This window comes from Caldicellulosiruptor changbaiensis, from assembly GCF_003999255.1.
GTDB lineage: Bacteria > Bacillota > Thermoanaerobacteria > Caldicellulosiruptorales > Caldicellulosiruptoraceae > Caldicellulosiruptor > Caldicellulosiruptor changbaiensis.
On the sequence record NZ_CP034791.1, the window covers coordinates 24,587 to 48,816 of the forward strand.

21 protein-coding genes, 1 pseudogene and 3 CRISPR repeat arrays (1 of these 25 cut by a window edge) are annotated in these 24,230 nt (G+C 33.6%); of the genes and pseudogenes, 14 read left to right on the forward strand and 8 right to left on the reverse strand.

What is annotated here, in order from left to right; translation table 11 throughout:
- The first annotated feature begins 88 nt into the window (after positions 1 to 88).
- Positions 89 to 3,136, forward strand: coding sequence for an EAL domain-containing protein (locus ELD05_RS00105; RefSeq protein WP_127350844.1), 3,048 nt, complete (start codon positions 89 to 91; stop codon positions 3,134 to 3,136).
- A gap of 206 nt (positions 3,137 to 3,342) precedes the next feature.
- Complete coding sequence (locus tag ELD05_RS00110; RefSeq protein WP_127350845.1) at positions 3,343 to 3,738, forward strand: hypothetical protein; 396 nt, start codon at positions 3,343 to 3,345, stop codon at positions 3,736 to 3,738.
- Positions 3,739 to 3,829: 91 nt separating this feature from the next.
- Here ELD05_RS00110 and ELD05_RS00115 read toward each other — a convergent pair whose 3' ends face one another.
- The gene (locus tag ELD05_RS00115; protein WP_011915650.1) at positions 3,830 to 4,090 is read right to left on the reverse strand and encodes a stage V sporulation protein S; all 261 of its coding nucleotides are present in this window, start codon (positions 4,088 to 4,090) and stop codon (positions 3,830 to 3,832) included.
- A 174-nt stretch (positions 4,091 to 4,264) separates the two neighbouring features.
- Here ELD05_RS00115 and ELD05_RS00120 point away from each other — a divergent pair, with 174 nt between their 5' ends.
- From ELD05_RS00120 to ELD05_RS00130, 3 genes are all read left to right on the forward strand, one after another.
- Positions 4,265 to 4,981, forward strand: a complete 717-nt coding sequence (locus ELD05_RS00120) for a hypothetical protein (protein WP_241243533.1) — start codon at positions 4,265 to 4,267, stop codon at positions 4,979 to 4,981.
- Between the two features lie 42 nt (positions 4,982 to 5,023).
- Entirely contained in the window at positions 5,024 to 5,533 is a 510-nt protein-coding gene (locus tag ELD05_RS00125; RefSeq protein ID WP_127350846.1) for a hypothetical protein, read from the forward strand.
- Positions 5,534 to 5,627: 94 nt separating this feature from the next.
- Complete coding sequence (locus ELD05_RS00130) at positions 5,628 to 6,443, forward strand: hypothetical protein (RefSeq protein ID WP_127350847.1); 816 nt, start codon at positions 5,628 to 5,630, stop codon at positions 6,441 to 6,443.
- Between the two features lie 51 nt (positions 6,444 to 6,494).
- Here the strand turns inward: ELD05_RS00130 and ELD05_RS14175 are convergent, their stop codons facing one another.
- The 5 genes and pseudogenes from ELD05_RS14175 to ELD05_RS00155 form a co-directional block, all read right to left on the reverse strand.
- Positions 6,495 to 7,094, reverse strand: a complete 600-nt coding sequence (locus tag ELD05_RS14175) for a 3'-5' exonuclease (protein ID WP_241243534.1) — start codon at positions 7,092 to 7,094, stop codon at positions 6,495 to 6,497.
- Positions 7,072 to 8,058 (reverse strand): UvrD-helicase domain-containing protein, encoded by a 987-nt coding sequence (locus ELD05_RS00140; RefSeq protein WP_127350848.1) that lies wholly within the window; start codon positions 8,056 to 8,058, stop codon positions 7,072 to 7,074. The genes ELD05_RS14175 and ELD05_RS00140 overlap by 23 nt, the downstream gene beginning before the upstream one ends.
- Positions 8,059 to 8,322: 264 nt before the next feature.
- Positions 8,323 to 8,601 (reverse strand): annotated as a pseudogene (locus ELD05_RS14180) (hypothetical protein); the annotation flags it as partial.
- Between the two features lie 350 nt (positions 8,602 to 8,951).
- Positions 8,952 to 9,344, reverse strand: coding sequence for a PIN domain-containing protein (locus tag ELD05_RS00150; RefSeq protein WP_127350849.1), 393 nt, complete (start codon positions 9,342 to 9,344; stop codon positions 8,952 to 8,954).
- Positions 9,328 to 9,579 carry a hypothetical protein gene (locus ELD05_RS00155; protein WP_127350850.1) on the reverse strand — a complete coding sequence of 84 codons (252 nt, stop codon included), beginning with the start codon at positions 9,577 to 9,579 and terminating at the stop codon, positions 9,328 to 9,330. The genes ELD05_RS00150 and ELD05_RS00155 overlap by 17 nt, the downstream gene beginning before the upstream one ends.
- Positions 9,580 to 9,720: 141 nt before the next feature.
- Positions 9,721 to 10,214: a CRISPR direct-repeat array (repeat unit 30 nt; unit sequence GTTTCAATCCCCAAAGGGTAGGCTACAAAC).
- Between the two features lie 459 nt (positions 10,215 to 10,673).
- Here ELD05_RS00155 and ELD05_RS00160 point away from each other — a divergent pair.
- The 9 genes from ELD05_RS00160 to ELD05_RS14690 all read left to right on the forward strand — a co-directional run bounded on the left by ELD05_RS00160 (position 10,674) and on the right by ELD05_RS14690 (position 21,587).
- Positions 10,674 to 12,065: an ATP-binding protein gene (locus ELD05_RS00160; protein ID WP_127350851.1), complete on the forward strand. Its 1,392-nt coding sequence runs from the start codon at positions 10,674 to 10,676 to the stop codon at positions 12,063 to 12,065.
- Positions 12,066 to 13,418: 1,353 nt separating this feature from the next.
- On the forward strand, positions 13,419 to 15,860 hold the full coding sequence (gene cas10, locus ELD05_RS00170; protein WP_164742548.1) for a type III-A CRISPR-associated protein Cas10/Csm1: 2,442 nt from the start codon (positions 13,419 to 13,421) through the stop codon (positions 15,858 to 15,860).
- Positions 15,861 to 15,868: 8 nt separating this feature from the next.
- Positions 15,869 to 16,489, forward strand: coding sequence for a type III-A CRISPR-associated protein Csm2 (gene csm2 / locus ELD05_RS00175; RefSeq protein ID WP_127350853.1), 621 nt, complete (start codon positions 15,869 to 15,871; stop codon positions 16,487 to 16,489).
- A 33-nt stretch (positions 16,490 to 16,522) separates the two neighbouring features.
- Positions 16,523 to 17,239 (forward strand): type III-A CRISPR-associated RAMP protein Csm3, encoded by a 717-nt coding sequence (gene csm3, locus ELD05_RS00180; RefSeq protein ID WP_206516899.1) that lies wholly within the window; start codon positions 16,523 to 16,525, stop codon positions 17,237 to 17,239.
- A 27-nt stretch (positions 17,240 to 17,266) separates the two neighbouring features.
- Positions 17,267 to 18,202, forward strand: coding sequence for a type III-A CRISPR-associated RAMP protein Csm4 (csm4, locus tag ELD05_RS00185; RefSeq protein ID WP_127350854.1), 936 nt, complete (start codon positions 17,267 to 17,269; stop codon positions 18,200 to 18,202).
- Positions 18,199 to 19,401 carry a hypothetical protein gene (locus ELD05_RS00190; protein ID WP_127350855.1) on the forward strand — a complete coding sequence of 401 codons (1,203 nt, stop codon included), beginning with the start codon at positions 18,199 to 18,201 and terminating at the stop codon, positions 19,399 to 19,401. The genes csm4 and ELD05_RS00190 overlap by 4 nt, the downstream gene beginning before the upstream one ends.
- A 3-nt stretch (positions 19,402 to 19,404) precedes the next feature.
- The gene (cas6, locus tag ELD05_RS00195; RefSeq protein ID WP_127350856.1) at positions 19,405 to 20,142 is read left to right on the forward strand and encodes a CRISPR-associated endoribonuclease Cas6; all 738 of its coding nucleotides are present in this window, start codon (positions 19,405 to 19,407) and stop codon (positions 20,140 to 20,142) included.
- Between the two features lie 54 nt (positions 20,143 to 20,196).
- The gene (csx2, locus tag ELD05_RS00200) at positions 20,197 to 21,108 is read left to right on the forward strand and encodes a TIGR02221 family CRISPR-associated protein (RefSeq protein WP_127350857.1); all 912 of its coding nucleotides are present in this window, start codon (positions 20,197 to 20,199) and stop codon (positions 21,106 to 21,108) included.
- Positions 21,108 to 21,587: a TM1812 family CRISPR-associated protein gene (locus ELD05_RS14690; RefSeq protein ID WP_127350858.1), complete on the forward strand. Its 480-nt coding sequence runs from the start codon at positions 21,108 to 21,110 to the stop codon at positions 21,585 to 21,587. The genes csx2 and ELD05_RS14690 overlap by 1 nt, the downstream gene beginning before the upstream one ends.
- 123 nt (positions 21,588 to 21,710) lie before the next feature.
- Positions 21,711 to 22,661: a CRISPR direct-repeat array (repeat unit 30 nt; unit sequence GTTTCAATCCCCAAAGGGCAGGCTACAAAC).
- A gap of 130 nt (positions 22,662 to 22,791) precedes the next feature.
- Here the strand turns inward: ELD05_RS14690 and ELD05_RS00210 are convergent.
- Both ELD05_RS00210 and ELD05_RS00215 read right to left on the reverse strand, forming a co-directional pair.
- Positions 22,792 to 23,046, reverse strand: a complete 255-nt coding sequence (locus ELD05_RS00210; protein WP_127350859.1) for a hypothetical protein — start codon at positions 23,044 to 23,046, stop codon at positions 22,792 to 22,794.
- Positions 23,043 to 24,065: an Rpn family recombination-promoting nuclease/putative transposase gene (locus ELD05_RS00215; RefSeq protein ID WP_241243535.1), complete on the reverse strand. Its 1,023-nt coding sequence runs from the start codon at positions 24,063 to 24,065 to the stop codon at positions 23,043 to 23,045. Before ELD05_RS00215 ends, ELD05_RS00210 begins: the two co-directional genes overlap by 4 nt.
- Before the next feature lie 21 nt (positions 24,066 to 24,086).
- Positions 24,087 to 24,230: a CRISPR direct-repeat array (repeat unit 30 nt); it runs 683 nt beyond the window's last position.

Sequence of the window (24,230 nt, forward strand, 5' to 3'; positions counted from 1 at the left end):
CTCAAAAAATTGTTTTAATTTTCTTCAAAGTGGGTATATATTTAGTTAGAATATTAGTATATCTGCAATATTTCAAAGGTTGATTTTTATGAAAAGGACTTTAAAGGTTATTATAATATCAATCCTGTTATTTCTTTTTACAAGCCAGGTTGCATATTGCTATCACAAAACAATAAAGTTTCAAGTAGATAAACAATATCCACCTTTTTCGTATGTTATAAATGGACGAGTGTATGGATTTTCAGTTGATTTGGCAAACTTAATTTTTGAGCCAGATAAATATTTTCTAAGTGTGAGTAGCGATACATGGGAAAATGTCTATAAAAGACTTGTAAGTGGCGAGATTGACATCACTGGCCCTATTGTAATATTAGAGGAGAGAAAAAAAGGTGTCTATTTCACAGACCCAATTTTCACAAGACATGTTGGGATTTATACAAGAAAAGATTTTAACAAAGATATAACGTTGAATAATTTAGCTTCTTTTAAGATAGGTGTAATGAAAAGTGATTATACAGAAACATTGCTAAAAGAAAGATTGAAAATTAAGAACTATCTTACCTTTCAAACCATTGAGGATGAGTTTGTAGCACTTTTAGAAGGCAAAGTAGATGCAGTTATAATCTCTCAAGAAATTGCTAATTACTTTTTAGTGAAGAACAATTATGCAGACCAAGTTGAGATCAAGTTGAAGGACATTTTTATACTCGAGAGTGGCTTTGGTATAAGCAAAAAACATCCGGAGCTTGTTGACTATGTAAATACAAGACTAAAAGAGCTTATTAAAAATGGTATATTTGATCAGCTTTATTACAACTACTTTTCTACATACTCTCCGTACTATTATGAGAAAAAGAACAGAGAAGTAGTGTTTTCAATACTTTATATTCTTTTTATAATTATCTTTGCCTCCAGCATTACAATATTTGTAATGAGAGGCATAAACAAAAGGCTTCAGCAGGGAAAAGAAGCTTATGAAAAATATGCAGAGCTTTTAGCATCTAACGCAAATGTAATAGTGCTTACTCTCAATTTAAAGGGTGAGATTATCTATTTTAACAGGTTTGCGGAGGAAGTCACAGGATATAAAAGGGAAGAGGTAATAGGTAAAAGGTGGGTTGATATATTCATTCCAGAGCATAAGCGAGAGTACATTGAGAAACTGTTTTCAGAGATAGCAGAAAAGAAGGTTTTGAATAACTTTGAAAATGAAATTATCACAAAGACCGGAGATGTATGCTGGATAATTTGGAACAATGTGGTTGTTGAAAGTCCATATCTAAATGAACCGTTGATTATTTCAACTGGGCTTGACATTACGCCTATTAAAAAGAATCAGCGTCTTTTGGAAGAAAGCTATGAAGAGCTTGAGGAGACAAATCAGGAGCTGGTAAATACCTTAGAAATTCTAAATAAACAGACAGAGCTTTTAAAAGAAGAGGAAGAGAGGTATAAATTCATAGTTGAAAACATTTCAGATTGTATTTGGGAGTTTGATGTTGCTGAAAAAAGGATTGAGTTTTATGGGAATCTCAAGGACTATTTTGAGACAGATAAGATTAACCCAAAAATTGACTATTATGCATGGCTTGAGCTTTACCATCCAGATGACATAAAAGCTTTGATGGAAAAGATTCAAAGAGCTTTTGAGCTAAGAGACGAGAAAATAGAGTACGAAGCGCGGATAAAAGACAAAAATGGAAATTATAAGTGGGTCTCAGTACACATAAAGGTATTCTATGATAATAGAGGAAAGCCAGAAAAATTAATAGGGATTAATATTGATTATTCAGCTAAAAAAGAGTATGAAGACAGGATAAAGTATCTTGCGTATTATGATGATCTTACAAATCTACCCAATAGAAAACTTTTTGAAAATAAATTAAGCGAATTAATCAAAAAAGCGGCTCAAACAGGTAAAATTGGAGCTGTTATATTAATTGACATTGACAATTTCAAGGATATAAATGACTTGTATGGTCATGAAGTTGGCGATGAATACCTAAGGACAATTTCCCAGAAAATAGCTGAGTATCTGAAAGGCTTGGAAGTTCAGAACTACTTTAGCAGAGTTGGTGGTGATGAGTTTGCTATAATTCTAAATGGTCTTGAAAAGAAAGACTTTGTCATAGAGGTTTGCACAGAGATTCAAAAAATTTTTGAAAATGAGATATTTTTAGAAAAAATAGAAAGAGGTCTTTACACAACAGTCAGTATGGGGATATCCTTCTACCCTGAGGATGGAAGGGATTCAAAAGAGATTCTTCGAAATGTAGATATGGCACTCTCTCTTGCTAAGGAAAATGGAAAAAACGATTTTCAGATTTTTATGCCATTTTTGCTATTGAAAAATCTAAATAAGATAGAGATAGAAAAGAATTTAAGAAAAGCAATAGAAAATGATGAGTTTGTACTTTACTATCAGCCAGTTGTAAACCTTGAAAATATGGAGATACACAGTGTTGAGGCGCTGATAAGGTGGTTTTTGCCACAAAAAGGAATGGTATCACCACTTGAATTTATACCAGTTGCAGAGGAAAGCGGACTTATTGTAAGAATTGGAGAGGTGGTAATTGAAAAAGCCTTGAGAGACCTCAGAGATTGGGAGCGAAAAGGTATAAATGATATTCATATAGCAATAAATCTTTCTGCCCGCCAGTTTAAAACAAAATATTTTGAAAACACGGTTGCAAAACTCTTAGAAAAATACTCTGTTGACCCAGTTAAGGTATCCTTTGAAATTACCGAAACTGGTGCTGTTGAAAACTTTGATGTGTCTTTAAAGATTTTGGGCTTTTTGTGCCAGATGGGGATAAAATTTTTAATTGATGACTTTGGAACAGGGTATTCATCGCTTATATACTTAAGGAAGCTTCCAATTAGTGGTGTGAAGATTGACAAAAGTTTTATATCTGAGCTTATGTTCTCAAAGGAGAGCAGGGCAATTGTAGAGGGAATTATCCTGATGGCGCACAAGCTTGGTTTAAAAGTTGTTGCAGAGGGAATAGAGAACAAAAAAGAGCTTGAGATTTTAAAAGAGATTGGCTGTGATTTTGGACAAGGCTATCTCTTTAGCAAGCCAATTCCAAAAGAGGAAGTCGAAAAGTTGCTTTTACAAAAGAAAGTTTTAATGTAATCTCAGTATAGTAAGTTTTTAAGTTGAATAAGAAAAGGAGCTGCAGATTTTGAAAAGAAGTAAGTAAAGCAGCTCTTTATTTTTTCTCTGTAACTTCACACGAAATTTGGATTTTAAAAAATACTCTATGAGGGTATAAAAATAATTGTAAAAGAACTTTTTTATCACACAAAAGATTATGTTAGTAAAGAGGGGAAAGACAGAATATGGGATATATTAATACTAATCTCCAAGAGGTTGTTGATATTGTGCTTAAAAATATTTCTCTTTCTGAGTTAGTAAAAGAAATAGATGTTACTGGCAGCGAAATAAGAGTTAAAATAAAGCCTGTGAGTATTTTGCCGGAGATAGCTTTAAAATTTACCATTACATCAGAGGCTGAAAAGATAGTGGTTCTATTTGATCCTGCAAAGAGTGTTATCATCTACGGATTTTTACTTGGGAAATTGAAAGATGAACAAATTCCAGGAATAACCCTTTTTAAAGAGGGGTTAGAAATTGATTTGCAAAAGCTACTTTTGCAGAATATAAAAGGGATAAAGATTCAGAATGTCTTTGTTACCAGTAGCGGAGAGATAAAAATAGATTTTTCCTGTGGTTAAAATGCTTTATTATGCGAGCATGAAAAAACAAATGGGCTGCCAACCTTTTTGACGGACATTTGACAGCCCATTTGGCATGTTTCTTTTTACTTTATCTTGACTTTACGATGAATTTGATAGCTGTTTTCTTTTCACCGTCTATTAAGATATCTGCAAATGCAGGTATTACATAAAGGTCTATTCCGTTTGGAGCAACCTTACCACGAGCAATTGCGATAGCTTTAACAGCTTGATTTACAGCAGAAGCACCAACAGCCTGAAGTTCTGCTTCTCCTTGTTCTTTTACAATAGCAGCAAGCGCATTTGCAACCTTCTGAGGCATTGATGAAGCAGCAACTTTTAAAACTTCCATACAACCACCCCTTCAAATTCTTTTTTTGATAAAAACAAAGAAAAGTTTTAAGATATATACTTTTACAATATAAATTTTAATGGAAAAAAGTATAATTTTGCAAGAGTCAAAATGAAAGAATTTTGTTATCAAGGTTTGTAATTTCAGCTGAGATAAGATAAAATAGAATTCAAAATGATACTTGTTAAAGATATTTTTAAGGGAGTGGGAGAAATTTTAGCCTTTTCAAACTTTCTAAATACTGTCATACAAAAGAACAACTGGATATATACAAAAGAGTTTTTAGAAAAACTCCGTATTCCAATACCAACTGAACAGCAGCTTAAAAACTTTGATATTGCAAATGCCTTTTACAAAGAGTTTTTATATATTGTCTATTCTCCTGACATAATATCCATGCTAAATTCAATGAAGATCTGGGGGGCAAACAATAATTTTGATATATTTACAGATTTGACTCTTGATATGATTCCTATTGTCTGGCTTGGCGAAGGTTATTATGGAATTGTGGAGAAGAATAAAGAGAGAATTATAATGCCATGTGCACTTTATCAGTACTTTGATGATTTGTATAAAAACTTTCCAGTTTCGAACTTTTCTGTACTTGACATTTGTGAGGCTTATAAAAGACTTTTTGAAAGTGAAGAAAATGTTGCAATGAACATTGTATATGCAAAAACTATTGAGGATCTTAAAAGGGAATTTAGCAAGAATTTCAAAGACTTTGACATACTTTTTGAAGGACCTGGTTATTACGACCTTTATTTCAGTCCTGTTTCAAAAAGGTACATTGTTGCCCCAATTAGGGAGATTTTGAAGAAGATGTTTGAGATACAACTTGTCTATTTCCACAAACTGCTCAATGTTCACGATAGGTTCAAAGAAAAATAGGAATTAAGTTTAAAAAAAGGGAGCTGAGCAACAATTAGAAAAGTGACAATTACATTTTTTAGCGAAGCTGTTTTAGAGAATTTCAAGGACATCTTTGGTGATGTGAAGATAGGCATGTTTACAGAGATTTCGCCTACATTTGAGGTTTTTATTGACAATCTCATACAAGCATTAAAATCTATGAATTTGAATATCAAAAAAGAGATAGTTGATGATATAATAATAGAAATAAAACAAGTGCAGGTACACTATATGGGTTCTTCAAAGAATGTTACAGATGTTTTAAGAAAGCTTACTTTTCTTTACCAAAGAGATTTTTTGGAGTGCATGGTAAAATGCAATGTATTTTTAAAAAGCAGGGCTGATACAACATTTGCTGTCAAAAACCTTGAAGTAAAATATAAGCCCTTGCAAAGGTATAATGATACAGTGAGGACATTAGCAAAAGAAGTTTTAGAATACCTTCCGCTAAGAGATATGCTGGAGAAAGATTTTGAATACACAAAAAAGGCACTTGAATGGATAGAAGACAATGGTGTGGTATCATCTTGATACAGAGATTTAAGAGATTTATTTTTAAAGTGATTTGGCGAGGGTTGTTTGGTTAAAAAGTGTAGTTTGAATCAGAAAAGAGGCTGATGTTCTTATGGAAAAAAGAAAAGATAAAGATAAATTTTCTGTAAACACATCAAATAAAGAGACAATACTTGATTTTGTTGAGAGAAAGCTTTCAGAAAATGCAAGTATAAGAGAGCTTATGAAAGATGAGTTTGTAAGATTTACAAGCATAAGAGACTTTCTGTATTTTAAATTTTGCCCAGGTTATTTTGGCATGTGTCCGAATAGTAAAAACAAAAAAGACAAGATGTGCAATCCTGCAAACTGCTGGGAAAGAAGATTTGCAGCCCTTTTTCCATATGGTTTTGACAATGACTATATCTTCTATTACAATCTTGTAAAAGACACAATCACTCCAAGTATTTGCTACAGTTGTGGTAGCAGCAATGTTGAACTTGAGTGGCAGGATGAAGGGTATCTTGCCAAAATAGGGCTTATTAACTTTGCTGATATAGCTTATGTCAGATGCAATAGCTGCAAAAAGAAATACATGTCTCATGCAGATAACCTTGCAATAGAGTTTATTGTAAAGCTCTTTTTGGCAAAACCCAGCAAAAGATCGCCAATAAAGCCTGGTCAGACAGTGGTGCTTCCAAAAGATAAGGTTGGGCTTGAGATATTTATAAAGCACTTGAACGAGACAAAAGACATTAAAACAGTGTGGCAAAAACTTGATCCATTTTCTGTAGCAAACCAATTTGGTGAACTTGACTTAAGCCTTGCTACTTCTGATTTTCTGTGCGACTATTATAACATTGATTATTCAACTGAAGATGATATTTCTCTTGAGAATTTTGAGGATATTGATATAAAGGATTTGTTTGATGACTTTGAGGATAAGTAAATAGGCGGCAACTGCGCCGCCTATCGCTTTTTCCTCATTACTCCAACAACTTTACAAATCAGAGATAACAAGTTCATTTATAAGCCATTGTCTTACTTCTTCTTCCTTGCAGGAGATATCTCTGATTTTGTCTATGTATCTATATTCGTCAATTCTTAGTTTGTAAAAGCTATGAAGGCTGCAACGAGAATCAATTCTGAGGTATTTTGTATTTAACTCATTTAAGAATTTTGAAGGTTTTCTGCTGCAGCACAAATATAGCCTTTCATTTGCTCTTGTCATGCCAACATAGAAGAGTTTTTTATCGGTTGTTTCTTGAAGTTTTGCAACTTCATTGTCTTCGCAGTTTGAATATGGAATGATATTTGCATTGAGCCCAATAATGAAAACAACTTTGAATTCTAAACCTTTAATAGAATGCATAGTGATAAGTTTTATACCATCTTTTTCAAAGCTGTCACCAGAATCTGAGTTTAAGAATATTGCCTTGAGTCCTTTTGAAGTAACATAATTATAAAAAGAATCTAAGTATTTTTTACTTTTACAAATTACTGCAATGTCTTTTAACTGAAACTCAAAGGCTAAGTTGTTCATAATCTCATTATAAACAAACTCTGCCTCTTCCTCTTCACTTTGAAAGATTTTTTGCACGGGTAAAGGGACCTTGTTTATCTATCAGGGCTGGTTTTACAAAATTCTCATCCTCAATTATTTCTGGTGTTTTTTCTATGAGACTGTATGCGAGATTTGCAATCTGAACAGTCGTTCTATAGTTTTTAGAGAGTATGTAACTTTTTCCTGTCATGTCGAAACCAATGCTTGCAAAAGATCTTCCTCTTACTAACCATGAATGCGTGTAAATACTTTGTGCTGTGTCTGCAATAAACATGATACTGGAATAACTCTTTTCAGAGTTATAGAAAAGTTTTATAATTTCTAATTGAGTCCTTGTCAGGTCTTGGCTCTCATCTATTATAATATGTGTATACTTTGGAATTCTGTGTTCATTTTCTTTTAGGTAGTCTAAAGCAATCAAGGCCATGTCTTTAAAGTCAACAAGTCCATTTTCTTTTAGAAGTTGTGTATAAAGTTGCATAAGTTCAAAGATAGCCTTTTTTGTTTCTGAATTTTTTGCAATCTTTTGAGGAACATCTTTCTGACTTGTGGCTGTTCTTCCTATTCTATCAGTGCTTTGGTATTCCTCTAATTTTCTTATATTACATGCTTTTATCCATTCTATTTCGTCTAAAAGAAAATTGGCAAAAGCAAGATCTATATACTGAACCTTTGGGTATTTGTCTTTGAGTTTGATGATTGCCCGATTGATAAAGTTGTATTTTACAGTTTTATTGTTTACAAGTTCAAGATTGCAACCAGAAGACTCTTTATATTCTTGGAAATACCCATAGATTATACTATCTATTGAACATATTTTGACCTTGTCTTTGTTGTCATTTACCAGTGCATCAAATGAAAGAGAGATTTCTTCATCTAATTTATTATAAAGATATTTCAGGAAATTTACTAAAGTTTTATTAAATGTTACCATCAAGATCTTGGCATCAGGCGCAAAGCAGTATTCATTCAAAAGATAAACAAGTCGGTGTATTGCGATTGTAGTTTTACCAGAACCACCAACTCCATTTACTAAAACGTGTCAATTTGGCTTTAACTGAACTAACTTTTTCTGTTCAATGTTCAAATTCACAAATATTACCCCCACAGTCAAAAACAAATGTTTTTACCTTTAGATTATTATAAACCAATTTTGTATTCTTTTCAAACAGAAACATTTTTAAGAGAGTATCAAAAGTTTAAAGGAAAATTTTTTTAATGTGACTTTGTATTTATTACCTTGGTTTAATAAACTTTTTTCAAATTAAAGCCATTTGAGAAATAACTTTTTGTGTTTACATAAATTAAAAAGCATGATAGAATAAAAACTAACACATGAGGGGGCTGTCCCAAAACAATAATTTTTAATAACCAGAAACGAGCATTTAATACCATTAAATGCTAATATTGAACTATACAGCAAATAAAAGAAGGGTTGGGAAGTAGTTCTATCCCAACCCTCTATTATCATCTTCGCTAATTTTTCTATGTTATAGGCAATACAAACCAAACCCCACTCAAGCTTTACACCCTTCATACCCCTGAATGGAAGACCAAGGGTTTATACTGAAGGAGATACTATCAAAGTGTACACTTTCCAGATTTAGAAATAATGGTAGATGAAATATTTAAAATAAGTTATTCTTGGGACAAGTGAAGATATTCAGCTGGTAAGGTTTCAAATTTAGTGATAAAAAGACTGCGTTTTGTCGATGACAGTCTTTTGGATAGGTTTGAAGACAACAGGGGGCAAGAGTTTTTGATAAATCTTATAGGCAATAAAAACTAATGCCACAGGCATGCAAGGAGAAAAATTAGAATGCCTGTGGCTTTTTTATTATCAACCCCAAAGGGTAGGCTACAAACTTTTTATCGCTTTAAGAGTGTATTTTATTATGAATGCAAATGTTTTTCGAGTTTTTTATCAAATGTATAGACTGTATAACCTTTGCATTTGTTTTGTGCAACTAATATAGCATCAACAAAATCAATACTTTTGTCTGCATAAAATTTGAATGCCTCAGTTAACATTTCTAAGTCTTGAACAAAGATATTTGGATGATTAAATAATTTTATCAACGTGTTGCAAATGTTTTTCCTTTCTACTTTGTAGACTTTTTCTAACACGTAAACAATTTCGGCAACTACTTCATTTAAAATTAATACTTCATTGTTTTTGATAATTTCCTTGGCAATTTGATTAAGCTCAGCAATGTCATTTAGTAAAAAACGCAGAATCACATTGGCATCAATTAGTTTTAAAATTTTCTTATTGTTCTTTCTCATATATTTCCCTCACAGTATTCTTCCATGCTTCTTCTTCACTGGGGATTAAATTAGGGTTTTTATATTTGCCAAACACACCAGACAATTCGTTTAGAATTTCATCACCTTTTTTACTTTTTTTTCTTTTATTTAGGGGTATTCTGACTATCAATTCAACAGGCATATTTTTTGCTGCTTCTGGAATGTCCACTATCTTTTCAAGTTGATAGCCATTTACTATCTTCCTAATTATCATTTTGTTCACCTTTTAATAAAACTACTTCTAACAATAAATTTTAACATATCGGAAAAAAGTGTTCAATCAAACAAACTAAGAAGAGCACTTTATTTTATTGACACTTATAGATACAGGGAATTTTGCAACCTCAGCCACAGCGGTTCAATCCCCAAAGGGCAGGCTACAAACCCCGCTGAAGATACCAATTTTGAAGTCAATATAAAAGTGTTTCAATCCCCAAAGGGTAGGCTACAAACTGAAGATGATGATGAAGATGAAGACGAAGACGACGGTTTCAATCCCCAAAGGGTAGGCTACAAACACAGAAACTCATTGCTGAAAGAGTAGGACAGGACTGGTTTCAATCCCCAAAGGGTAGGCTACAAACTTGAAGGTGATTACTACGTACTTGTTAAACCAGAAGGGTTTCAATCCCCAAAGGGTAGGCTACAAACAGGCGGTGCTATTAGTGAAGTCTAAGAAGATGATAGGTTTCAATCCCCAAAGGGTAGGCTACAAACGGATGGTACTGGTAGTGTGATTTATAGTTTTCCGACGTTTCAATCCCCAAAGGGTAGGCTACAAACAGATTTTATTTATCACTCCATATATGAACTCTTCCAGTTTCAATCCCCAAAGGGTAGGCTACAAACACGTTGAAAAGTTTGATTTTATTATATCAACATTATACATCCATGTCAATGTTTTTATATCAAAACATCTGTGGATAAGTCATCTCAGCAAAGAAAAATCAAGCCATAAAACCCTTTTAACCCCTTCCGTCTATCCAGTCGCTGCCAGCAATTTGATCTAATCTACACACTACAAGCCTGAAATCGCATACAAAACAAGCCTCAAAATTTTGCTACCGGAGGTCGACAGACATGACTTTTAGTCAAAATGAAATCTCTTTCAATGTTGAGTGTATAAATATAAAAAATAAAATCTTTTTGAACGTTGATAAACAGCCCACCAATAAAGATGAGAACCAAAATGTTTTTAGCAAATAAAACATCAAGATATTTTGACACTTAAAACAAACTACATACTGATGCACAAAATATACTTTAAAGTATAATAAAATAGAGTATAATAAATATGAGGTGATTTTTATGAAAAAGTTTATAAACCGCAAGCAGGAGCTTGATTTTTTAGAAAAGCAGTATCAAGAGCAAAAATCATCGCTTGTTGTTATTTATGGAAGAAGAAGAATTGGCAAAACTGCACTTATTAAAAAATTTATCGAAGACAAGCCTGCCATTTATTTTTTAGGTTCTGAGGAAGTAGAAAGTCAGAACATAGAATATTTTAAAAGAGCGGTGAGCAGTTTTTTGAAAAATCCTTTGATAGAAAAATTATCTGGTATAAGTTGGGATGATATTTTCGATATTTTAGTAAAGACAAAAAGCGACAAAAAAATGGTGATAGTATTTGATGAATTTCAAAACTTATGCAAGACAAATCCAGCTTTTGCTTCGATTCTTCAAAGGATCTGGGATGAAAAACTAAAAAGTGGTAATTTCATGCTGATTTTGTGCGGTTCTTTGATTAGTATGATGCAAGAATATGCTCTGTCTTATTCCAGTCCTTTATATGGTAGAAGAACAGGGCAAATAAAGTTAAAGCAGTTTTCCTTCAAAGAAGCAAAAGAATTTTTTCCAGATGCATCAGACGACGAATTTATCTGGATATATTCGGTTGTTGGTGGTGTTCCGAAATATTTAGAAATGTTCAAATATGAAGGTGATATTTACAAGGCAATTGAAGAGAATATTCTAAGCAGACAAAGTTTTTTATATGAAGAGCCTTTGTTTTTGCTTGAAAAGGAAGTTCATGAGATAGGAAGTTATTTTTCGATAATCAAGAGCATTGCACTTGGGAATCATAAGCTCAGCCAGATTGCCCAAAGCCTTTCTGTGCCACAAACAAAACTTACAAAGTATCTAAATACCTTGATAGAGCTTGATATCATAAGAAGAGAGGTTCCGATTACAGAGGAGTATCCTGAGAAGAGCAAAAGAGGGTTGTATTTTATAAACGACAATTTTATAAATTTCTGGTTTAAATTTGTATATCCTTATAGAGAACAATTAGAACTTGACAACATTGAATATGTAATTGAAAATATAAGGTCAAAAATAGTAGCAAGTCATATAAGCTATGTTTATGAAGAAGTTTGTAAACAAATCTTGAGTGATTTAATAAGAAGCAAAAAAATGGATGTTCATGTAGATAAAATAGGCAAGTGGTGGGATGGAAAATCAGAGATTGATATAGTAGGCATTGGGAGAAGCATGAGGCATGTTGTTTTTGGGGAGTGCAAATATTCGCAAAACATGGCTGATATTGATGTCTTTTTTGACTTAAAGAAAAAAGCAGAAAATGTAAAAGTATTTCCAGACCAAAAAGAGTTTTATGTCCTCTTTAGCAGAGCAGGTTTTTCAGAAAGACTTTTGGAATATGCAGAAGAGGCAAAGAACTTGTTTTTAATTAAGTTTCCTTAAAATCGGCATTGTGGCGTAGAATTTTTATCCTCAATTCAAAAGCTCTTTCCTCAATTTTTCTTTATCTCCTCAATATCAAGTTCAGTCAGTTCAGCTATTCTTCCCATCTCTTTTGCACCTTTTTGTATCATCTTCTTAGCTATTTTATTTTAATTTGACTTTCACGAATTCCTTGCTGCAGTCCTTGCTGAAGCCTAAGGTTAAATTCTTTTGTTTGGCATTTTAAAGATTGTTTCAATTCTTAAAGAGCAGTCTACAAGCTCCCTTCCTTTCTCAATTCCCAACGGGCAGGCTACAAACGGAACTATTGTGGATATTCACACTTGTCCAGTCTGCGTTTCAATCCCCAAAGGGCAGGCTACAAACGACCTTTTTCTGCTGTTCCAAGAAGATAAATAGTAGGTTTCAATTCCCAAAGGGTAGGCTACAAACTAAATGTATGGTGCATTGGCAAGTAATGTTTCCAAGCGTTTCAATCCCCAAAGGGTAGGCTACAAACTATGGAGAAGCGAAGACAAAAATGGCAGGAGAAAGTAAAGTTTCAATCCCCAAAGGGTAGGCTACAAACTAAATAGAAGGTGATAATAGCAAGCAAAAAGAACGTGTTTCAATCCCCAAAGGGTAGGCTACAAACAACGTTGTGCGTGGGTCTATTTTGATATTACTTAGTAAATTCAATCCCCAAAGGGTAGGCTACAAACAACTTGTTGGAATGCTTGATTTAATTATATCAACTTTATGCACCAGTGTCAATGTTTTTATTTTAGAACATACCTTAAAAACAAACTCAAAGCCAACAATATCAAGTCTTAAAACCAAATCAAAGTCTTTCGTCTATCCAGCTGCTGCCAGTAGTCAAGATAAACCCACAACCAACAAGGATGAAACCGTGTTCAAATCAATCTCTAAAAATTTTACACCTGGGGTCGACGGATATGACTTTTGGTCAAAATGTATTAGTATTCATGATTTTTTAAAATATTGTGAATAATATTGCAACAGAGGATGGAAATAGAGAATACAAATTAGAAGAATTTTGTGATTATCGTAAAGTTAAGCTTTTGAGATTATATGTGAGTATGGATTTAAACAAGAGTTGCCTTTGAAAAAATTAAAACTTGTAAAGCTCATAACAAAACAAGTATGTAAAAATTACTTTTACTAAAAAATTTTGTAGATTAAAATTTCAAATTGAAAAATCTACGAAAGAGGAAAGAGTTATAGATGCTTATAAAACTCAAACATTTTGGAGGTTTAAATGTTGAAATTTGTCATATTATATTGTATTATGTTGGTATAAAAGTAACTAGTCATTAAAAACGCCAATTCTTTTTGAAATGGTGGTGATTGTGCTTGGGGAAAGAAACTTATAGAAACTTAATTGCTGTGACGGCTCTTTTACATGATATTGGCAAATTTATCCGAAGAAGTGGGCTTGGATCTCTTTCCCACCAGGAAGAATCAAAAAAATTTTTAGAAAAGTATATGGAAAAGTTTAGGAACAAAAATCTATTTACCAATCAAGAACTAGAACTTATAAAAAGACTCATAGAAAATCACCACAATATTGAAAAAATAAACAAAAGCTCAGCTTGTAGCGATGCAGAAAACAACTTACTGAAGATTTTAATTTATTCAGATTGGGACTCTGCATCCGAAAGAAGGCAAGAGAAAGAGACCAGTGGTTCTCAAGAATATGTACCAATTCACAGTATACTGTCTTTTATAAATGAAGCGTTTGATATTGATGAGGCGCTTCGTCAGGGAGAAGAAGATAAAATTTTTGAACATATTTCGTATGTAAGAGCATTTTCACCTCAGGATGCCTTTGTCTATGAAAGGCCCGAACTTAACCCTGCGCACCCTGTTGTGGAGGATAACCGAAAAAGGTTTGAAATTTTTGAAAGTGAGTTTAAGACTCTTATTGAGGAAAGTAAAAACCAATATGAATTTGTATTAAGGTTGAATTACATTCTCAAAAAGCATACAACATACATTACTTCGAGCGGAAAGGAAAAGATAAGAGACATTTCGCTGTACCACCACAGTGCAACAACTGCCATGTTTGCAATCAACAGACTAATAGATTTTGAGCATGGTGAACAAATAGAACAACGCAAGCAATATGGTGCAGTTTATGGGAGATTGTTTAAAATTCAGGATTACATCTTTTCTGGTATAAATAGTAAAATTGAGAAACCTTTGAAAAGAATTATAACAAGGTCGCAGTTAGTGTCTATCCTCAACATGTTAATTCCATACGATATAGTTAAAACATTAGATTTGTATCCTTTCAACATCATCTTTTATGGCGGAGGAGCATTTTTGATATTAATCCCTCTTTCATACATTTCAAAAGCTCAAGAGAGAATAAAGGAGATTAAAAAAACAGTAGATGAGATTTTCGAATCAAAGATTTATTTTGAAGCTGTTTATGAGAGAATTTCAGTATATGAAAATGGCTATGTTTTAGGTAATGAATTAAAAAGCTTGGGAGAGAAGCTCTCTGAAAAGAAATTTGCACGATCATTTGATACCATAGCTCCTTTTATTCACGAAAAATATTTTGAAAAAGCATATTTCAAATGTGAAAATTGCAAAATAAACTCTTCCAAGACGATATTATCTGGTGAGAATTTCGTATGTAAGTGCTGTCAAGTTGAAGAGAAATGGATGAACGAAGATATTACAAAGTTAAAATTTTTATTTGACCGCCTGTACGTTGAAAACATACAGGACCCAGAGTTGTTATCTGCTGGTGCTGACAGTAATAGTGCCTTGGTTTTGACCTTTACCAAAAGTGAGGCAGAAAATAGAAAGTGCATTGATACATTTTTACAGGGAAGAAAGTTTATTTACACGGCTGATTTTTGTCAAAGGTGTCCTGAATACGATGATTGTGCTGAGCCTTACAAACATATTCTTTCAGAAGAAGATGAAAGGCTTACAATGAAATTGGCAAGTTTGGATTGCTTAGAAAAGATGAGTGACTCAGACAATATAATTGCAACAGCAAAGATGGACATTGACGATTTGGGTTTTATTCTGTACAGTATTTATCCTATAAAGGTTTTACAGAATGAAAGCTATCCGTTTTCTATCACCAGACTTTCTTATGCGTCGTGGCTTTTAAATTTGTTTTTCACAGAAGGAGTTAAAAAAGTAATAAATGAAAAGTTCAAGGATGATGTCATGATTTTATATAGCGGTGGCGATGATCTTTTGCTCACCGGTGTGTGGTACAAGGTTATAGAAGCAATTGACGAGATTGAAAAAGAATTTTCCCAGTTTGTAACAGGTAAAGTGATAGACAGAAAAAATGTTACGGTGACAGCTTCGATATATTTCCACAGGGCACATGAAAATTTTGACAGTGTCTTGATAAAATTAAATGAAGGACTTGAAGAGGCTAAGAAAATAAAAAATAGAGTATTTCTGTTTGATAATGTGATAAGCTATCCAGAGCTGCGAAGAAGCTTAGATATATCTAAGAAAATTGTAGATTATGTAAATGAAAAAGTTTTAGGCAAACTAATTATAAGAAAATTGTTGAGAATACTTGAATGGAGAAAACTTAGAAATTGTTACCAAGAGATTAAGGCAACTTCCCACTATGTATATCTAAAAACAAGGCTTATAGAAAATAATAAAAACTTATCTGAAGATAAGAAAAAAGAGGTGATTGAATTTTTGGATTCTTTTATGAGCCTTCATACCGATAATTCTAATGTGTCAATGGCCATTGTTGCGATAAATATAGCGCTCAGGAAATTAATAAAAGAAAGTGAGGAGTGATTTTTGTCATGCCAAGACCCAATAACTTGCCCCATAGAGGTAATAATAGAAATGCTCAGAACAGGACTGCCACTTCACAAAATCAAAGATCATCAACTTTAATAATTGACGAAGATAAGCAGAGAGAATTGGAACAAAATAAACATGATTTATTTGAGTTAATTAAAGACGACAATGGTTTTTGTGATGAACATGGTATCAGATATGAGGTGGCAGAAAAAATAGAAAAGTTTGCAGAGTATCTGAATGCAGCTTATGTTCAAAATGATAGTGACGTTGGGGTGACATCTTCAAGCATCCGAAATATATATGACAACTATATTTCTATAAAACGCAAGTTCCAGACTGTTCAGTTAGAGCAAAGAGAGATAGAAGATGCAGAAACAAGAAAAGAAAATGCGTTTATGAAGATCAAACCCGAGCTTATATTTGTAAAATCTAAAGTGAATTACACTGTTGAAAGAAAACTAAAAGAGGAGAGAAATGAAGCAAAAAAGCAGATTAAGGAACTTTCTTACAATGCTTTGAAGGAATTCATAAACATTTCAACCACTAAGATAACTACAAGCTACAATCAATTTGAAGCTTTTATAAAAATTTTTGAAACATTGGTTGGGTTTATGAAGTGAGATAATAAAAACTAAGAAATTGGAGGGTTTTTGATGGAGAACAATGAGATGCTTTTAAAACAAATAATAGTGCTCAAAACAATAATGAAGATAAAAACAGGTTTGAGGATTGGTGGAAGCAGAGAAGAGTTGAAGATTGGAGATATAGACAATCCGGTGATAAGAGACCCTCTAACAAATGAGCCGTATATACCTGGTTCGTCGTTGAAAGGTAAAATGAGGTCGTCGTTAGAAATAACATTAAAAGGAACTAAAGATCCATGCAATTGTGGAAATTGTCCTATATGTGTACTCTTTGGAGCTGCTAAAAACAAACCTCAGTCAGGAGAAAAAGAAGTAACAAGGCTTATTGTAAGAGACAGCTTCATGACTGAAAAATCAAAAAAGCTTCTTTTGGATTTTGTTGGTGACTATGTCGAAATTAAAAAAGAGAATGTCATAAACAGAGTAACAGGAGTTGCGAAAGATCCGCGCACGCTTGACAGGATTCCCGCTGGCACAGAATTTGAATGCGAATTTGTACTCAGAATTTATCAAAAAGACCAGGAAAAAGTAGAAGAATATATTAAATACATTGAGACTGCATTAACGCTGATAGAACTTACTTACTTAGGTGGTTCTGGGACAAGAGGTTATGGTAAGGTTGAGTTTGGAGAGAATGGAAATAAGATTATTGAGAAAAAGGTTTATGAAATAGTCAAATCAGAAGATGGTTTTGTAAAAGTTGAAGAAAAATCAGAAGATTCTTAACTGTCAGTAAAAAGGGGAAGAAAAAAGATGATATACAGAGCAGATTTTTTGATAAGTTCGTCATCTTCAAAACTCATATCTCCTGTTATTTTTGGAGCGATTGCAGATAAGGTTTTTGAGCTAACAGAAGAAAAACAGGCAAAAGAACTTGTTTTTGACATGGCACAAAATGTTCTTATTTCAGATGCACTACCTTCAGAAGAGGAAGAAGATGATTTTATAAGATATTTCTACGTTCCAAGAATTATACCGCCCTATGAAGATGATCAAAATTCCCTTAGTTTGCGTGAAAGAAGAGAGCTTGCGAGAAAGAACAAAAAACTTGCGAAGAGTGTAAGTCTGGTTGAAATAGACAATAGCGGAATTTTAAAAGAGGCAGATCCTTCAAAAGTAAAAGATCCAGTTGATTTTTACCGCATAGGAATTCAGGTAAACAGAAAAAGCGCTGCATCAGAAGTGGGTATTTTTTTCTACCATCAAGAATTCAGATTTTCTAAAAAGCAATGTTATTCAATTTATATCCAATGTAAAAAGCCGAGTCTTGTTAACAAAATAGAAGAGTGTTTTAAAGTCATTGAACTTACTGGATTTGGGCCAGATGTGTCAATCGGTAAGGGGAAAATCTCATTTTTAAGGCACAATCAAAGAATACTTTGCCGAGATGAAGTGACTGAGCAGTTCTTTGACAGTGAGCCGGATGTTGAAAAAGAATATGTAAACATAGCTTCAACAATCCTTTTTGACAAAGCAGTTTCAGCATGTCAATTCAAAAGTTATCAAACATTTAGATATGACAGCAAGGGCTATGGTGTATTCAAACCCCCATACTTTTGTGCAGAAAGAAGTTCAGTTGTAGTTCCAAAAGGTAAAGATTTGAGTTTTTTGATAGAGTACAAAGGAAGATTTATATATACTTGCATTTTTCCGTTGAGGCTCATTCAAATAGGTGGTGAAAAGATTTGAAAGAAAAGTATTCTGTAAAAACATACGAGTTACGTTTGAGGGCTTTGACAGACTTTTGTGTGAGCGCAAATCAAGACGCTGTTGTGGAAAGCTCAGACTACATCATACATGACAAGTATGCTTACATCATAGATAGCAAGGCTGTATTTAATATGCTAAAAGATGGGATAATTTCTGAAAGAGATCTTGAGGATGTAAAAGAGTTTTTGAAAAATAACCCTGAATATTTGGAAAAGTATTTTAAAACCCGCAGATTAGAACTTGCCAGAAACTATGAGAATATGCTAAGTATAAGTAGATTTTGGAGATATTTGGATATAAAAGAGAATGAGGTAACAGAAAATTATGCAGTTCCTGCAAGTACAATTAAAGGTATCCTGAATACAGGGTTTTTAAGTTTCTTTTTAGAAGATATCGAGTACGTGTATGCAAGAGGACAAAAAGCAAGATTGAATTTAAAATCATTAAAAGTTAACAATGCCCAGGCAAGAATTGATAACACACAAAGCCTTTTTAAAACTTTTGAAAGTAAAGAGGACTTTCAAAAAGGTTTAAAAGTTTTCTACGCTGCTCAAAGTAGTTGGGAAGAAAAGGGATATTTAGATGAAATAAGAGAAGCTGAAGATATATTTGATTCTATCGAAAAAAGTCTTTTTAGAACTGTAGAGTGTTTAGATGCTGTATTTAAAGAAGGAAGTTTCATAGTTAAAAAGGTGAAGAGATTAAGCAGGGCGAACAACAGGTCAGCCCTACCTCAATACTTTGAGCTTGCTCAAAAAGGAAGTCTTTTTGCAGGAAAGGTGCAAGTTTCAGTACCTCATGACGGAGAACCATTGAGTTCTTTAAGCTTTCTTTACGAAGATTCAAACTACATTGAAGACCTAAACGTAATGGATATTTGCATTGAAGGTTTGAAAATATACAGCAAAAAATTGGTAAAAGCCGAGGAAAAATTCTTTGCTCAGAAGATTGGTAGTTTAAATAGTCAGAGTCAAAACTTTTACAATGATCTTTGGTCTGAGTGCGAAAGAGGCAATATTGTAATAAAGATAGGAAAAAGCGGCATTCATGCAAAAAGCTTTATGTCATTTGACTCTAATAATTTAGAAAAAAATGACTTTTTTCCTTATACCATTAACATTGACGACGAAAATAAGCTTCCTATAGGATGGGTAAAATTAGAAATCGAGGAAGAATGAAATATGCGATATAAAATAAGATTTTACACAGAAAATGATATGAATATAAGCATACATTACAATATTGAACTGGCAAAGGCAGTTAGAAATTTGCTCAACCCCAAATACCGTGAATTTGTTGACAAAGGTGGGTTTAGCTTAGGGAAAACTATTTACAAACCATATACATTTTCACGTTTATTTCCTCAGGAATACAGGGTTATAAATTCAAAGTTAGAAATTAAAAAAGGATATGTTGACCTTATTGTGTCTAGCATCGATGAAAATTTTTGGTTTTCATTTCTTGAGGGACTACTCAAGGAGAAGAAAATAACCCTTTATGGTAATACAATGTGCTTGGATTCGTTTGCTATAAAGAAGTTTAAAAGGAAAAACAAAATGATAGTAAAAACTTTATCTCCAATTATGTGTAGGATAAATCTTTCAGAACAAACGAAAAATGAGTTTGAACTGTTTTTGAAAGGAAATGTGGTAAATAAAGCATGCGTTTTTAAAAAAAGAATCTTTTCTTTAGATGATATTAATCTCAAATTTTTTGAAAATACGGTAAAAGAAACTGTGGTTATATTGAATGGCACTCCAAACAAAGCATACTCAGGTCTAATTTTGCTTGATGGTGACGAAGATATTGTTGAGGTTGCGTATTTTACAGGGATAGGGCCGAAAAATGCTCTTGGGTTTGGCTGTGTTGAAGATATAAAGCTCAAAAATGAAAGGGTCATATATAAGCTTTCTTTGTAAATTGGTGAAAAGTTACCATACGAAAAATTAAAGTTTTGGAGGAAATGATGTGAGATGGGAAAGAAGTTTTTGAGTTTTTTAGGGGCAAACAACTACACACCTAGCACATACACGTTAAATATTTTGGATAAAAATGATTCAAAGTATGCAAAGTACACGCAGGTAGTCTTACTAGAGAAGATTTGCAATCAGTGGGATGAAGATGCAAAAGGGTTCATATTTGTTACACAAGAAGCAAAGAGGGTAAACTGGGATGGTGGAGATGAAAATAATCAAAGTTTGAAAAGAGAAATTGAAAAACTAAAAGAGGCAGGAACTATTAAATTTGAAGTTGAAGCCGTTGAAATACCCAATGGTTTTTCGGAACAAGATATTTGGAAGATTTTTGAAATAGTAGTTAATCATATTGAGGAAGAGGACGAGATAGTCTTTGACATAACTCATGGCTATAGGTATTTACCAATGCTTATTGTTGTTATGTTAAGCTATCTAAAAACAGTAAAAAATATTAATATTTTGGGTATATATTATGGACTTTTTGAAGTAAAGGATAGCAACAAGCCAATTCTAAATTTTACTCCATTCATAGACCTTTTGGATTTGAGCTTTGGAGTGAGTGCATTCCTGCATTTTGGAGATGGTTCGTATCTTGAAAATACATTGCTTTGTAAAAAGGATGTTTGTGTTAAAAACGAAAAGCAAAAACTTATCCAAAGTGGTTTGGATATAGAGATAGCTGAAAAGAAGATTGAAAAGATGTTTGCTTCAAACGAGTGGTTCAAAGGAATAAACGATTTAATCAGCTTTGCAAAGTCTTTGAGAAATTTTACTGATTCTATCTTTACTCTAAGAGGCAGATGTACACAGAATCGCGATGAGTCAATTTTTGCTGCTCACAAAGATTTAAGAGAAAAAATTGAAAAGGTTCAAAACTTGGATGCAGATATTTCAAGCCTCTCAAATTAATGGTGGAAAAGATAAAACAGAAAACTCAGAAGTTTGAAAATGCCGATAACCTTATAGTTGGGGAAGAAGTTATCAAGTGGTGCAAAGAGTATTCCCTTATAGCTGAAGGATATGTTGCGTTAGAGGAAACTATGATAACCTATCTTTGCAGGGTTTTAGGAGTTGATGAGAATGATTCAGATGTTAGAAAACTTGTTTCTGCTGCAGCAACCAAAAAGAGTAAGCAGAAAAATGAACAAATAGAGACAAAGAATATATATGAAGCTGAGACAAAAGAGAATGAAAAAATACATGAGATGGCTAAAAGTATTCCGATAGAAATTGCAGGTTTTATTGAGAGGATAAAGGCAAAAAGAAACTCAGTGATGCATTTTGGCTTTACTAAAGACAGGATAGGGAGTGGGAAAATAATCAAAGAGTTTGAGGAGCTTGTTGAAGAGGCACTCAAATTACTATCTCAAACAAAAAATCAAGTTTAAAAAATTTGGAAAAATTAAAAATCAGCCACAGAGAGCCTTTTGCTCTTTGTGGCTTTTTTGCTTTAAAGTCCTCACTTTTTCTGTTTAAATCCTTAAATTTGAAGACTACAAGCCCCAACTCTTCCTTAAATCCCCAAAGGGCAGGCTACAAACATGAAGATTTAAACGACTATTCGATTGTGCTGAAAGTGTTTCAATCCCCAAAGGGCAGGCTGCAAACCGAATTAGAGTACAGGGTTGGAACATTGGTGCAACCGTTTCAATCCCCAAAGGGCAGGCTACAAACAAATCAATATTTGTCTTCTTCTTTTTATGTTTGTAGGTTTCAATCCCCAAAGGGCAGGCTACAAACTTGTTGAATGGTAAGTATTGGTTATGTACTAAATAGTTTCAATCCCCAAAGGGAAGGCTACAAACCGTGGGCGGGGCGGCTGAGGGCAAGAAAAGAAGAAGTTTCAATCCCCAAAGGGAAGGCTACAAACACAAGAGGCAGACCTCTTACCCTGGCACGTCTTGAGTTTCAATCCCCAAAGGGAAGGCTACAAACCCAGAGAGTGATTTTGGACAGGCAGCAGCAAAGAAAGTTTCAATCCCCAAAGGGAAGGCTACAAACAAAGATTGAGAATCACATTATTGACATTAAAAGAATGTTTCAATCCCCAAAGGGAAGGCTACAAACCTTTGATGGGTGGCGTTGCAACGTCACTAATCATGTGTTTCAATCCCCAAAGGGAAGGCTACAAACCCGCTAACATGAAAAAGGAGGCAGTTTTAAATGGTTTCAATCCCCAAAGGGAAGGCTACAAACACAACTACACCATACAACTTGGGTTGGTTAAAGACGTTTCAATCCCCAAAGGGAAGGCTACAAACAAAAACATGCGAAGGAGGAGATACTCAATGACTAAACAGTTTCAATCCCCAAAGGGAAGGCTACAAACATAGCTTTTAAAAGTCCTAAGTAGCCTTCTTGAATCGTTTCAATCCCCAAAGGGAAGGCTACAAACCAGATTTATCACAATGGGGGAAAATTCCTTATTTAAAGTTTCAATCCCCAAAGGGAAGGCTACAAACACGTTAAAAGACTTAATTTTATTATATCAAGATTATACACCCATGTCAATGTTTTTATATCAAAACATCTGTGAAAAACTCACATCAAGCCAGAAAAATCAGACTATATAACCACCTCAAAGCCTTCCGTCTATCCAGCTACTGCCAGAAGTTTTGCAAAAACCATGCCAAATCTTTTTGAAACCGCATACAAATCAACCTTTAGAATTTTACTACCTGAGGTCGACAGATGTGACTTTTGGTCAAAATGAAATAATATAAATTGTCTTTCGAATAATAACTCAAAAGTTGAAATCTCTATTCTGCTGCTTGCTAAAACAATAAAAGCCACAAGCAGCATCAAAAACGCTTGTGGCAAAAGGATATTTTTCAAAATTTCAATCAATTTCTATGCTTTACACGAAGTTCTTTTATTCTCTCAAGCGAAAGCCCTGTAATCTCTGCTATCTCCTCATCTTTGTAACCTTTTAAAATCATCCTCTCAGCTGTCTCTATTCTGCTCTGCTCAAAACCTTGCTGAAGTCCTTGCTGAAGTCCTTCAAAAATCAACTCTTCTTTTATCTTTCTCAAATTCTGAAATAGTGGCATAACTTTTTCACCCCCTCTTACACTCTCATCAATCGCTCTTTTGGCAGCCTCAACTTCTATCTCATCAAGCTCCCTCAAAGCAGCTGGCAAACATACCTTCAATACCTCTATCTCCTTCTCCTCTGCACCCAATAAATATTCTCCAAGCTCTAAAATTAGCCTCTCTAACTCCTCATACCTTTTTATCCTGTTGAGCTTCAATATTAAGCTCAGTATGTCTTTTACCTGCAAAATGCTTTCTGCTTGGTTTAAGTCAATCAATATATACTCAAAATCAATTACGCAATTTCCAAACTCCTCAAATCCTAAAATCTTTTCCTTAAGTCTTCTTGCGGCTGTCCACCTGTCTTCCCCGTCGTAAAATACTATCGGCACAACTGCCGGTAATGTAAATCCCTTTTTCTTTATTTCCCCTCTGTCAAAATCCTTGATATAGTCTCTGTATATATCTGTGATGTAAAACAAAAGCCTCAAGGGCATTGAATGGTCAACTGAAGACTGGTGTTCAAACAAAATGTAAAAGATAATTTCTTTTTCTTTTAAGCTTACTTTATAAAGCAAATCACTTTCTTCTTGAGAAAAATCAGGTAGCACATAGCTTTTGTCAATTCTTTCAAGCTGGTCTTCTGTAAGATTTTTGAATATTCCAATCTCATCAAGCCTTTTCAGAAGCCTGAGGAAAATGCTTTTGTTAGAGAATATGTATTTGTACTCAAGGTCGTTTATGTTATGAGGGAGCTGGTTATTATTCATTGTTTTCACCTGAGGAGTTCTTCTGAAAACATTATAGCAGATGGGAAGGAAAATATCAAACATATTTTCTTATCCTCTTCTTCTGCATCAATCCCCAAAGGGAAGGCTACAAACATATGCTGCGACTTGGACAGCTGGTACAAATCTTGTGTTTCAATCCCCAAAGGGAAGGCTACAAACTGAAACTGCTTTTGTTTTTGAAGATGCAAAAGTTATGTTTCAATCCCC